The 12,464-nt window shown below is 62.0% G+C and carries 13 protein-coding genes; 5 read left to right on the top strand and 8 right to left on the bottom strand.

Annotated elements, in window-relative coordinates:
* The first annotated feature begins 1 nt into the window (after nt 1).
* Together BLS51_RS02110 and BLS51_RS02105 are read left to right on the top strand one after the other, a co-directional pair.
* Nucleotides 2-703, top strand: a complete 702-nt coding sequence (locus BLS51_RS02110) for a CoA transferase subunit A (protein ID WP_090179058.1) — start codon at nt 2-4, stop codon at nt 701-703.
* A gap of 20 nt (nt 704-723) precedes the next feature.
* Nucleotides 724-1,374: a CoA transferase subunit B gene (locus tag BLS51_RS02105; protein WP_090179062.1), complete on the top strand. Its 651-nt coding sequence runs from the start codon at nt 724-726 to the stop codon at nt 1,372-1,374.
* On the opposite strand, the gene BLS51_RS02100 is transcribed toward BLS51_RS02105, so the two are convergent.
* The 5 genes from BLS51_RS02100 to BLS51_RS02080 form a co-directional block, all read right to left on the bottom strand.
* Nucleotides 1,375-1,920 (bottom strand): FxDxF family PEP-CTERM protein, encoded by a 546-nt coding sequence (locus tag BLS51_RS02100; RefSeq protein WP_090179065.1) that lies wholly within the window; start codon nt 1,918-1,920, stop codon nt 1,375-1,377. It abuts the gene before it with no gap.
* Between the two features lie 120 nt (nt 1,921-2,040).
* Nucleotides 2,041-3,075 (bottom strand): HAF repeat-containing protein, encoded by a 1,035-nt coding sequence (locus BLS51_RS02095; protein ID WP_090179069.1) that lies wholly within the window; start codon nt 3,073-3,075, stop codon nt 2,041-2,043.
* 106 nt (nt 3,076-3,181) lie between these two features.
* A complete protein-coding gene (locus tag BLS51_RS29925) occupies nt 3,182-3,733 on the bottom strand; it encodes a PEP-CTERM sorting domain-containing protein (protein WP_090179073.1) in 552 nt (183 codons plus the stop codon).
* A gap of 124 nt (nt 3,734-3,857) precedes the next feature.
* Entirely contained in the window at nt 3,858-5,195 is a 1,338-nt protein-coding gene (locus tag BLS51_RS02085; protein ID WP_373994320.1) for a dicarboxylate/amino acid:cation symporter, read from the bottom strand.
* Nucleotides 5,196-5,278: 83 nt separating this feature from the next.
* Complete coding sequence (locus BLS51_RS02080; protein ID WP_090179080.1) at nt 5,279-6,073, bottom strand: 3-hydroxybutyrate dehydrogenase; 795 nt, start codon at nt 6,071-6,073, stop codon at nt 5,279-5,281.
* A gap of 104 nt (nt 6,074-6,177) precedes the next feature.
* Here BLS51_RS02080 and BLS51_RS02075 point away from each other — a divergent pair, with 104 nt between their 5' ends.
* From BLS51_RS02075 to BLS51_RS02065, 3 genes are read left to right on the top strand one after another with little or no spacing between them, the layout of a single operon-like run.
* On the top strand, nt 6,178-7,056 hold the full coding sequence (locus tag BLS51_RS02075; protein ID WP_090179083.1) for an alpha/beta fold hydrolase: 879 nt from the start codon (nt 6,178-6,180) through the stop codon (nt 7,054-7,056).
* A 5-nt stretch (nt 7,057-7,061) separates the two neighbouring features.
* A complete protein-coding gene (locus BLS51_RS02070) occupies nt 7,062-7,412 on the top strand; it encodes a RidA family protein (protein WP_090179088.1) in 351 nt (116 codons plus the stop codon).
* A 7-nt stretch (nt 7,413-7,419) separates the two neighbouring features.
* The gene (locus tag BLS51_RS02065) at nt 7,420-9,681 is read left to right on the top strand and encodes a RelA/SpoT family protein (RefSeq protein ID WP_090179092.1); all 2,262 of its coding nucleotides are present in this window, start codon (nt 7,420-7,422) and stop codon (nt 9,679-9,681) included.
* A 71-nt stretch (nt 9,682-9,752) separates the two neighbouring features.
* On the opposite strand, the gene BLS51_RS02060 is transcribed toward BLS51_RS02065, so the two are convergent.
* From BLS51_RS02060 to BLS51_RS02050, 3 genes are read right to left on the bottom strand one after another with little or no spacing between them, the layout of a single operon-like run.
* Nucleotides 9,753-10,397, bottom strand: coding sequence for a CatA-like O-acetyltransferase (locus tag BLS51_RS02060; protein ID WP_090179094.1), 645 nt, complete (start codon nt 10,395-10,397; stop codon nt 9,753-9,755).
* A 32-nt stretch (nt 10,398-10,429) separates the two neighbouring features.
* A complete protein-coding gene (locus BLS51_RS02055) occupies nt 10,430-11,473 on the bottom strand; it encodes a hypothetical protein (protein ID WP_139168633.1) in 1,044 nt (347 codons plus the stop codon).
* Nucleotides 11,470-12,459, bottom strand: a complete 990-nt coding sequence (locus BLS51_RS02050; protein WP_175472490.1) for a serine hydrolase domain-containing protein — start codon at nt 12,457-12,459, stop codon at nt 11,470-11,472. The genes BLS51_RS02055 and BLS51_RS02050 overlap by 4 nt, the downstream gene beginning before the upstream one ends.
* Nucleotides 12,460-12,464 lie beyond the last annotated feature (5 nt).

Here is a 12,464-nt window from a genome sequence, read left to right as displayed (position 1 = left end):
CATGAACAAGATCTATCCGGACGCCACCGCCGCCCTGGCCGGCGTCGTGCAAAACGGCCAAACCATTGCGGTGGGCGGCTTTGGCCTGTGCGGCATCCCGGAAGCGCTGATCGGCGCCTTGCGCGATTCCGGCGTCACCGGCCTGACGGCTATTTCCAACAACGCCGGCGTGGATGGCTTCGGCCTCGGCCAGTTGCTGGAAACCCGCCAGATCAAAAAGATGATTGCGTCCTACGTGGGCGAAAACAAGGAGTTCGCGCGCCAGTACCTGGCCGGCGAACTGGAACTGGAATTCACGCCGCAAGGCACGCTGGCGGAAAAACTGCGCGCCGGCGGCGCCGGCATTCCCGCCTTCTTCACCAAGACCGGTGTCGGCACCATCGTTGCCGACGGCAAGGAAATCCGCGAGTTCGATGGCGAGCAATATGTGATGGAACGGGCGCTGGTGGCCGATGTGGCGCTGGTCAAGGCCTGGAAGGCCGACAAGGCCGGCAACCTGGTGTTCCGCAAGACCGCGCGCAACTTCAACCCGAATGCGGCCATGGCCGGCAAGATCTGCATCGTTGAAGTCGAGCAGCTGGTGGAAACCGGTGAGATCGATCCCGACCAGGTGCACCTGCCGAGCATCTTCGTGCATCGCATCGTGGTCAACGCCACGCCGGAAAAACGCATCGAGCAGCGCACCATTCGCGCCGCCAACTAAAGCATACGGAGAGACAGACCATGGCATGGACTCGTGATGAAATGGCCGCGCGCGCGGCAAAAGAACTGCAGGACGGTTACTACGTCAACCTGGGCATCGGCCTGCCGACGCTGGTGGCCAACTATGTGCCGCAGGGTATCGAGGTGTTCCTGCAATCGGAAAACGGCCTGCTGGGCATCGGCCCGTTCCCGACCGAAGCGGAAATCGACGCCGACCTGATCAACGCCGGCAAGCAGACCGTGACGGCGCTGCCGGGCGCCGCTTACTTCAGCTCGGCCGATTCGTTTGGCATGATCCGAGGCGGCAAAATCAACCTGGCCATTCTCGGTGCGATGCAGGTGTCGGAACACGGCGACCTGGCCAACTGGATGATACCGGGGAAAATGGTCAAGGGCATGGGCGGCGCGATGGACCTGGTGGCCGGCGTCAAGAAAGTGGTGGTGCTGATGGAGCACGTGGCCACCGCCAAGGACGGCTCGACCTCGCACAAGCTGCTGCCGCAATGCGACCTGCCGCTGACCGGCGTCGGCGTGGTGGATCTGGTCATCACCGACCTTGGCGTCATTGAAGTCAGCGAGACCGGCCTGAAAGTCACCGAGCTGGCGCCAGGCGTCAGCCAGGACCAGATCCAGGCTGCCACCGGCGTCAAGCTCGACTTCTCGGCGCTGTAATCAGGCTGCGCGGCGGCGGCGGGCCATCAGGCCAACCAGGCCCAGGCCGCCCAGCAGCATGCCGTAGGTGGCCGGCTCCGGCACGGCGCTGACCGACCAGCGCGCGGCGGAGTAGGCGCCGCCGGTGCTACCCCATGGGGTGACGCCTGCACCAAGCAGGTTGGTCATCCTCGGCCCCAGATTCAAGGTGCTGCCGTAAAAAAAGCCGCCGCCAGGCTGCCGCGTTCCGCCGGTGAACAGCAGGTTGTTAGCCGTGCCATCGAAGGACGCCACCGCGCCGCCTGCCGCACCGCCCCACATATCTGACGCATAGTTGAAGATGGTGGTGGCAACCTCCCCATACTGGGTTTTGAACGCCACACCGTTCGCGAAGGCGGTGATGTTGGTCAGATCGGTGATCAGGTTGCCGTTCGCCGTGCCGTCAAACGTGCCGCTGGCAACATTGCCGTCAGCGAAGGTGTAGCTGTACTGGTAGGTGGTTGCCTGGGCAGCTGTCGCGGCCAGCAGGGCGACGGCGCAAGCGGCGTGACGCAAGATGGTGTTCATGTAGGATTCCCCTGTGTGGATGGTTGTGTGGGCGGGACTATCCCACAGCAGAGGTATCTTGTATGTCGCACAAATATGCTATTGACAATATCTGTGATGTGCGGTGCAATTGTCGTGAATCTAGTTGATGCTTTTCGGCAATGCGATGCCGCGATAGCGGCGGCGATACCACACCGCAGCCGTCGCGGCGAGGACGACGACTGCGGCAGCCGCCAGCAGATCCTGTCCGCCATGCGTGACCACCGCCGGCTGGCTGGAAATCATGGTTGACGCGGAAAACTTCTTGCCGGCGTAGCGCGCGCCGATCACCAGTTCCTCATTATTGATGGCGTTGACCAGGTACAGGCCGTAGCCGCCGGGATGCACGGTCATCTTGCCATCGCGGTAGACAAATGAACGCCGCTCGTCGCCGACACGGATGCTGCCGACCACGTGGCCGGCGTTGTTGACGGCGGTGGCGAAACTGTCGCCGTAGCCCACCAGCGCGCCGAGGTCGGTCATGCGGCCGCGCTCCCATACAAACGCATGCCATCGCCGGCCGGTGGTTTCCGATGCGCCGACCACCACGCCATGGTCGTTGACGGCGGTGGCGCTGCTCAGCCGCCCGCCCAGCGTGCCAAGGTCCTGCATGGCGCCGCCGCGGTACAGAAAGGCGTGGCGATAGCCGTCGGGCAGGGCGGCGGTGCCGACAATGTCGCCATGCGTGTTGATGCCGGCCGCATAGCTGATCTTGCCGCCCAGCGTGCCGAGGTCGACCGGTTCGCCGCTGCCATCGCTGCGGAATGCGCGGTAATAGCCGTCGCTGGTGTCGGCGTAGCCGGCCACCTGGCCGTGGTCGTTGATCGCAGCGCCGTAGCTGCTGTTGCCGCCCAGCGTGCCGACGTCGCGCATGGTGCCGCCGTGCGGGACGACAAAGGCGCGCCAGTAGCCGGCGGCATTCTGTGCGGTGCCGGCCACGTCGCCCCGCTGATTGATGTCGCGGGTGTAGCTGTCGCTGCCGCCCAGCGTGGCCAGTTCGATCGGGCGCTGGTCGTATAGCACCGCGCGCTGGCGGCCGCTGTCTTCAACGATGATGCCGGCCATCTGGCCGCGTGCGTTGATGTCGACGGCGATGCTCTCTTCTTTGCCGTGCGCGCCCAATGTCAGATCCGCCATGCTGTCTCCTTGTCTTGTCATGCAAGGCTTACAGCAACTCCCGTGCCACGCGTTTCTGCGGGCTGGCGCCGTCGCAGTGTGCGGAAATGAACGCTGTCGATGTCCGCTACCGGACAATCGGCCCGGAACACAGGCGCGCGGTCTTGCGGCGGCGGGCGGCGACGCCCACCAGCGCCAGTCCGGCCAGCAGCATGGCGCTGGTGGAAGGTTCGGGTACGGCGCTCACGCGCCAGCTGAAGCTGGAATAGGGCGTCATATCCGGTCCTTCGGCGTTGCCCTGGGTCGGCGTCCAGTAATTGATGACGTTGGTGACAGGGCTGCCCAGGAAGGCGCCAAGCAGCAGTACGTGGCTGCCGGACTGGAAACTGTTCAACACCAGCAGGCTGGTCTGCTTGCCGTCGAAAGACAGCACGCCAGCGCCGTTGCCGGTGGCATCGCGGATCTCCAGATTGCCATTGTTGGCGAACGCTTCGCCATTGACGTAGGCGGAAAAATTGCTAAGACCAGTAATCAGGTTGCCGTTGGCCGTGCCCTGGAACTTGCCGCTGACCAGGCTACCGTCGCTGAAGGTGTACTGGTATTCGTACAGGCCGGCGTGGGCAACGCCGGCCGAGGCCAGCAGCGCGGTGCAGGCCAGGGCGCGGAGGAACTTGTTCATGTGATCACCGTTAATATTAAAAATATCATTTTCACATGCGTGCTCATCCTTGTATGTAGCGCGTTTGTGCTACAAAAAAAGCCCCGGGCATCGCTGCGCGGGGCTTTGTTGGCAGGCGGGGCGCTTAGTGCGCTGCGCTCGCGGTCGCTGGCAGGACGACTTCCGGTTTGACGGTTGAGCCTGGATTGTTCAGCTCGGCGTTCAGGGTGTCGCGGTCCAGTTCTTTTTCCCAGCTGGACACCACCACGGTGGCGACGCCGTTGCCGACGAAGTTGGTCAGCGCGCGGCATTCGCTCATGAAGCGGTCGATACCCAGGATCAGCGCCATGCCGGCCACCGGAATCGTCGGCACCACGGCCAGCGTTGCCGCCAGCGTGATGAAGCCGGCGCCGGTGATGCCCGATGCGCCTTTCGAGGTCAGCATCGCCACGCCGAGGATGGTCAGTTCCTGCATCAGCGTCAGGTCGGTGTTGGTGGCCTGGGCCACGAACAGTGCCGCCATGGTCATGTAGATATTGGTGCCGTCCAGGTTGAACGAGTAACCGGTAGGAACCACCAGGCCAACCACTGGTTTCGAGCAGCCCAGGCGTTCCAGCTTGGTCATCAGCGAAGGCAGGGCCGATTCCGACGAGCTGGTGCCCAGCACGATCAGCAGTTCTTCCTTGATGTACTTGATGAACTTGATGATCGAGAAGCCGGTGTACTTGGCGATAATGCCCAGCACCACAAACACGAACAGGAAGCAGGTCAGGTAGAACGAACCCATCAGCTTGGCCAGCGGGATCAGCGACGCCAGGCCGTATTTGCCGATGGTGAAGGCCATCGCGCCGAAGGCACCGATCGGCGCGGCTTTCATGATGATGTTCACGACACCGAAGATGACGTGCGAGATGTCATCGATGAACTTGGTGATCGCACGGCCGCGCTCGCCCAGCAGCGACAGCGAGAAACCGAACAGGATGGCGATCAGCAGCACTTGCAGGATGTCACCCTTGGCGAAAGCATCGACGAACGTCTTTGGAATGATGTTCATGAGGAAATCGGTGGTGGTCAGACCTTCCGCGTGCGTGTATTGCGCGATGGCCTTGGTATCCAGGTGGGCTGGATCGGCGTTGAAGCCGGCGCCTGGTTTCAGCACGTTGGCGACGATCAGGCCGATCGCCAGAGCGAAGGTCGACACGACTTCGAAGTAAATCAGCGCTTTGCCGCCGACGCGGCCGATTTTTTTCACGTCCTGCATGCCGGCGATGCCGGAGACGACGGTGCAGAAGATCACAGGGGCGATGATCATTTTGATCAGCTTGATGAAGCCGTCACCCAGTGGTTTCATGGCGACTGCGTCGGTTGGCAGGTAAACACCCAGCAACACGCCGCAGACGATGGCGAAGAGTACCTGTATGTACAGGACTTTATAGAATGGTTTTTTCACGGGGTCTCCTCGTGGTTCGTGTGAGGAGTGCATCATCTCGCAAGCGGGCAGATATCACTATTGTGGAAAACCGCAAATACGCGCCAGTGATATCTGCCCGGAGTAAGGGATACTACTTACTGCGCGACCCAGCCGCCGTCCATATTCCAGGCCACCCCGCGCACCTGCTTGGCGGCATCCGAGCACAGGAACACCGCCAGCGCGCCCAGCTCTTCCGGCGTGACAAACTCGCCGGATGGCTGCTTGTCCGCCAGCAGGGCTTGTTTCGCCTGCTCGTTGGAGATGCCGTCGCGCGTGGCGCGGTCGTCGACCTGCTTCTGCACCAGTGGCGTCAGCACGAAGCCGGGGCAGATGGCGTTGACGGTGACGCCGGTGGTGGCGGTTTCCAGCGCATTCGCCTTGGTCAGGCCGATCAGGCCATGCTTGGCAGCGACGTAAGCCGACTTGCCGGCCGACGCCACCAGGCCGTGGGTCGACGCCAGATTGATGATGCGGCCCCAGTTCTGTTCGCGCATGCGCGGCAGCACCAGGCGCGAGGTGTGGAAGGCCGAGGTCAGGTTGATGGCGATGATGGCATCCCATTTCTCCACCGGGAATTCCTCGACATTGGCGACGAACTGGATGCCGGCGTTATTCACCAGCACGTCGACGCCGCCGAACTTGTCGCCGGCAAACTTGATCATCGCCTCGATTTCCGCCGGCTTGGTCATGTCGGCATTGTGATACGCGACCTGCACGCCGAATTCCTTGGCCAGGTCGACCTGCAGTTGCGCGATTTCCTTGGCGTCGCCAAAGCCGTTCAGCAGCACGTTGGCGCCTTCCGCCGCCAACGAACGGGCGATGCCCAAACCGATGCCGGAGGTGGAACCGGTAACCAACGCGGTTTTACCGCTCAAAGTCTTGTTTGCCATACTGTCCTCTACAGGGTTGGAGATTGGGGTGCGCTGCGCTACACTTTAATAGGATTTTAACCACAACGCGGTAAAATGGTGTTTCTGAACATTAAGGAAGCCGCATGCTCGAAGCCAAAATAAAGTCTGTTCAATGCCTGTCGCTGGCAGGCTTGCATCGCATGTCCTACAAAGAGTGGGGCGATGAGGCCAATCCCAATGTGCTGCTGTGCGTGCACGGCGTGACCCGCGTCGGCGATGACTTCGACTACATGGCGCGCGCGCTGGCCAAGGATTACCGCGTGATTGCCCCCGACATCGTCGGCCGCGGCCGCTCCGACTGGCTGAAGAATCCACAGCTGTACGTCATCCCGCAGTATGTCAGCGATATCGTAACCTTGCTGGCGCGCGTGCTGCCAGACGCCGAAAGTCAGAAGGTCGACTGGTTCGGCACCTCGATGGGCGGCCTGATCGGCATGGGCCTGGCTTCGCTGCCGGGCAACCCGATCCGCAAGCTGGTGCTGAACGATATCGGCCCGGTGCTGGCGCCGATGGCGATGCAGCGCATCGGTGACTACATCGGCCAGGACCTGCGCTTCGACAGTTTTGAAGCGGGCGCGCAGTTCGTGCGCGACGTCTCCACCCAGTTTGGCGAGCACACTGCTGACGAATGGCACAAGCTGGCCGCCGATGTTTTGCGCCAGGACAAGGACGGAAAATGGGTACGCCATTATGATATGGGGCTGGCGCTGCCATTCCGCTCGGCCACGCCGGAGCGCGCCGAAGCCGATCAGGCCATGCTGTGGGCGGCGTATGACGCCATCACCTGCCCGACCTTGCTGGTGCGCGGCGCCGACTCCGACCTGCTGTCGCGCGAAACGGCGCAACAGATGAGCCAGCGCGGCCCGAAAGCACAACTGGTGGAAATTCCGAACGTCGGCCACGCGCCGACCTTCATTCACGACGATCAGATTCACATAGCAAAGCAATTCCTGTTAGGTTAATAAGTATGGAAATCAAACGACTGTATGTAGGCAAGCGCCTGTCCGAGGTAGCGATTCACAACAACACGGTGTACCTGGCCGGCCAGGTGGCGGAAGACACGTCGGCCGACATCCATGGCCAGACGCGCGAAGTGCTGGCACATGTCGACCGTCTGCTGGCGGAAGCCGGCAGCGACAAGACCTGCATCCTCAGCTGCCATATCTTCATCAAGGACCTGGCAGATTTCGCCGGCATGAACGAAGAGTGGGACGCCTGGGTGGCGCAAGGCCACACGCCGCCACGCGCCACCGTCGAAGCGCGGCTGGCCGATCCGAAGTGGCTGGTGGAGATTGTTGTCGTCGCCGCGCAGCGCTAGGAATACCATGGTATCCACGACTGCGCTGACCAGTGCCACTTCCGAGCAACTGGTCCAGGGACTCACGCCTGACGAAAGCGCCCGCATGCTGGCGGCGCTGGAATTCGCCAGCACCATCTACGCCGACAAACAATGCAGCAGCGGCCAGACCGCGCTGGAGTTCGCGGTGGGCGTGGCCAGCACGCTGGCCTACCTCAGTACCGACGTCGAAACCCGCATCGCCGGACTGCTGTTCGAGCTGACCGTGCTTGACACCGAGCAGGCGGCCGTGATCGAGCCGCGCTTCGGCACCGACGTCAACGAACTGGTATCCGGCGTGCGCCAGCTGATACGCCTGCGCGAGCTGACGCAAAACCAGAACACCGGCGCTGCTGCCGCCGGACCGGGCCGCGGCCGCAACGCCCAGCAGATGGCGGTCGCGCAAGTGGAAACACTGCGCAAGATGCTGCTGGCCATGGCCTCCGACATGCGGGTGGTGCTGGTGCGGCTGGCGTCCTGCGTCACCACGCTGCGCTACTTTGCCGACATCAAGCTGTTCAACGACATGACCTGCGCCTACGGGCGCGAAACGCTGGACCTGTACGCGCCGCTGGCCAACCGCCTCGGCATCTGGCAGCTGAAATGGGAGCTGGAAGACCTGTCGTTCCGTTTCATCGAGCCGGATACCTACAAGCGCATCGCCAAGATGCTGGAAGAAAAGCGCATGATGCGCGAAGGCTTCGTCACCAACGCGATCGCCCGGCTGCAATCGGAAATGGCGGCGGCCGGCATCGAGGCGGAAGTGTTTGGCCGGCCCAAGCACATCTACTCCATCTGGAGCAAGATGAAAGGCAAGGAGCTGGACTTCACCGACCTGTACGATGTGCGCGCCTTCCGCGTCATCGTCGCCGACGTCAAGACCTGCTACACCGTGCTGGGCGTGGTGCACAATATCTGGACGCCGATCCCGAAAGAATTCGACGACTACATCTCGCGTCCCAAGCCGAACGGCTACCGCTCGCTGCACACGGTGGTGACGGCGGAAGATGGCCGGCCGCTGGAAGTGCAGATCCGCACCCAGGAAATGCACAACTTCGCCGAATACGGCGTGGCGGCGCACTGGCGCTACAAGGAAGAGGGTGGTTCCAACTTCCAGGGCCAGAAGTACGACGAAAAAATCGCCTGGCTGCGTCAACTGCTGGCGTGGAAAACCGACGTCGCCGACGCCGTGGTCGGCCAGGAAGAGCAGCAGCGCGAATGGGTGGAAAAGCTCAAGGCTGCCGCGCTGGACGACCGCATCTTCGTGCTGACGCCGCAGGCGCGCGTGATCGAACTGCCGGTCGGCGCCACGCCGGTCGACTTCGCCTATCACCTGCACAGCGATGTCGGCCACCGCTGCCGTGGCGCGCGGGTGGACGGCATCATGGTGCCGCTGAACACGCCGCTGAAAAACGGCCAGACCTGCGAAATCATCACCGCCAAGGGTGCACCGGGCACGGCCGGTCCATCGCGCGACTGGCTCAGCGACGAATACACGGTGGCGACGCGCACGCGCTCGAAAATCCGCGCCTGGTTCCACGCCATCGACATGCAGGAAACGCTGTCGCACGGCCGCGCGATGGTCGAGAAAACGCTGCAGCGCGAAGGCAAGACGGCGGTCAATCTGGAAGCGCTGGCCAACAAGCTCGGCTTCGCCAAGGTGGACGACCTGTTCCTGTCGGTGGGCAAGGACGAATTCAGCCTGCGCCACATCGAGCAAGCGCTGCACGACAGTGGCGAGCCGGCCGAGCCGGCGGACGAAGTCTTCCTCGGCAAGAGCCGCGCATCGAGCGTGGAGCAGGGCGCCAAGTCGGGCGTGCTGGTGGTGGGGACGGACGGCTTGATGACGCAGCTGGCGAAATGCTGCAAGCCGGCGCCGCCGGACGGCATTGTCGGCTTCGTCACGCGTGGCAAAGGCGTTTCGATCCACCGCGCCACGTGCAAGAACTTCGCCGAAATGCGCGCCAAGGCGCCGGAGCGGGTGATTTTTACGGAGTGGGGGCGTGCGGGTTCCGACACCGTCTACCCGGTCGACATCTTCATCCTGGCGAACGACCGTCAAGGCCTGTTGCGCGACATTTCCGAAGTCTTCTCGCGTGAAAAGATCAACGTCATCGGCGTGAACACGCAATCGGCAAAAGGTTTCGCGCGCATGACCTTCACCGCCGAAATCGGCGCCACCGCCCAGCTGCAAAAAGCGCTGAACGCCATCGCCGAAGTCACCGGCGTCCAGGAAGCCCGCCGCGCCTAAACCACATCCGGGGTCAGTTCTGCCAAATGTACATGAGCTCGTGTACGTTTGGCAGAACTGACACCGGTTTTTTATGCGGTGATTGTTTCGGCGATGCGCTGGGCGATGGCTTCGGCCAGCAGGTGGACGTGGTAGCCGTCGATGAAGCCGTGGTGGGCTTGCACCGCCATGGTCATTGTCAGCTTGCCGTCGGCGCGCGGTTCGCTGTAGCGGCCCCAGGCCAGTGATGGGATGTCGTAGCACTTGTGCTCGTAGATCGGATGCTCGATCGCGGACAGTTTCAGCCACGGCATGCAGGTGATGTAGATGTTGCGGCGCTGCTGGTATTCGTCGAGGTCTTCGGCGGTGTTGATCAGTTTGACGCTGGCCTCGGCTTCCTTGGCCGACGCTACACTGCGGGCGATGAATTCCTGCAGGTCGTCCGTCATCACGAAGCGCGCGAAGTTGAGGTTCTGGTCCTGGTTGATGACGGTGTAGGAGGCCCAGAAATCCTCAATCTTGATGACCTCACCCTTGTAGATGCGGTACAGATAGTTGTCGATGCCCTTCAGCGCGTGCAGCACGTGGTACAGGAAGAAATGGAAACTTGGCAGCCTGTGCTGTTTGCAGTAAGGCCGGAAATCCGGCACTTCCAGCTCAAAACTCAAATTGACCAGCGGGTTTTCGAACGACGCAAAGGCATTGTATCGGTCGCGGCGTTTTTCAAAATTCTGCATAAATTGAACGGTTCACTTTGGAGGCGCCGACATTATAGCTCTCTACCAATTTTCACTATGCATAAGCGCTGTTCTTCGGTTGCATGCCGGGCCAACTGCGCTAGCGCTTCGCTGGATGGTGGCGCGCTCACGGGAATCTTGCGCAGTGGCGCATGCGGATCGAACGCGCCATCGTATGTTGCCTCGCGCGGCAGCTGGCAAACAAGATCCAATGCTTGCTGATGATCCCCACGCGCCAGTGCCTCTTTCAGCATGCCCATGCCATAGCAGGCCTGGCCCTCAGCCCGGCGCAGATTGATGCGCAGCGGCGCCGTGGCTTGCAGCTTGTCCTCTATTTCCAGGAAGGCGACTTGCCCGCGAACTGCTGTCAGGTCGCCAGGCGCACTACAGTCGACTTGTATCAGGTCTTGCTCGTTGCCGTAGGCTGTTGCGCCAAATGTCGGTGACGAACACAATGCAGGCTGAAATATGCGATGCCTGAATTTGCCTTTTGCACCAACTTCGGAAAAGTATGTCATCGCTTGCTGGTAAGGTCGTAGCGCTTCAGGAACGACGTAGCTGAATTTCTGAGTGATTACGGGCTGATTGCTCGCGCAGCTTCCTCCGCCGTCCCCCATGGCTAGCAATCTACGATTTGGCGGCCCGTCCAGCTTCAGCTGGTATGACAGTGATTTCACATCGATCTTGTTGGCATCGACGATAAACGCGACTGATGTTGGGTAGTGCCACTGGCCGCTCTTGCCCACGTAACGAATGATGTAACGGGCGCCCGGCCTGAATCCTTCTGTTGGCCCGACGCGCACCAGTTGTTGCGCATGGATGCGGAAGTCAGGGTAAGTAAGCGTCACATTCAGCTGACCTTTGTGCTTGTTTGATGTGATGACGAAATCTTTTTCGTTCACATTCGCTGGAGGATCGCCTTGTGGCGTGAGGAATAGCGCGCCACGCGCATTTGCTGGTAAGCGCGTTAAGTTTGCATGTACAAAGCCTGCCGGTTCAATGAAGGGGCATGAGCATGCTACGGCGGTATCAGCAAACAGGAGTGCTGCTAATGTGATAAACGCTGCCCGGATCATTGGATGCCTTCAAGTATGGCCGCCAGTATGCCAGCAGAGCGCCGCTGGCCGTAGCCTTTGCCGTAGGCGCTAGAGGTGATGATGACGACCGATTTCAGCGCCGGAATCACGTGGATCTTGTTGCCGCCGTTGCCGGAGGCGAAGTGGACGACGATGTCGCGGCCGCCAATACGGTGCGTCTTCTGATACCAGAAATAGCCGTAGTGGTCGGCGTAGGGATCGACGTCGCTGATGCGTACGCGTGGCGCCAGCGCTGCGTCCAGCCAGCTGGCGCTGATGACGCGGCGCCCTTGATACATGCCACGCTCCAGCACCATCTGGCCGATCTTGGCGAGGTCGCGTGTGCGCAGGAAGAGGTTGCCCTGGCCCTTGGGATGATGGGCGGCGTCGCGCAGCCATTTCCAGCGCTGGATGCCGAGCGGCTCGAATAGCGCGGCGCGCGCGAATGCTTCCAGATCGGCGCCGGCCGCCTGTTCTACCGTGATGCCGGTGATGTAGGCGGTCAGGGAGTTGTAGCGGTAGCGCGTGCCGGGCGTGGTCTCCGCCGGCACGGCCAGCGCGAAGGCCACCGGGTCGGCGACTTCGTCCATCTTGTCCTCGTTGCCTGGCGAGGCGGGGTCTTCGTCGAAGGCGGCCAGGCCAGAGCGCATGGTCAGTGCCTGGTCGAGCGTGACGCCGGCCAGCGCCGTGCCTTGGGCTGCCGGCCACAACTGGCCGATGCGGTCCTGTGCGTTGAGCTTGCCCCGGTCGGCGGCAGCGCCTGCCAGCAATGCGGTGATGCTTTTGCCGGCTGAGCGGATGTCGTGCAGCGTGTCGGCGGTTTCGCCGTTGTAATAGCGTTCGGCAACGATGGCGCCGTCGCGCAGCACCAGCACGCTGCGCAGGTCGCGATGTTCGTCGCGGTCCCAGCGGGCCAGTACGTCGTCCAGCGGGTGCGCCAGCGCCTGGCCGGCCACCATTAACAGCATGCACGCAAGATATTTCATGACAT

It is taken from the genome of Duganella sp. OV510, assembly GCF_900100205.1.
GTDB lineage: Bacteria > Pseudomonadota > Gammaproteobacteria > Burkholderiales > Burkholderiaceae_D > Rugamonas.
Note: the sequence above shows the minus strand (reverse complement) of the source record. Positions and strands in the feature narration are given on the sequence as shown.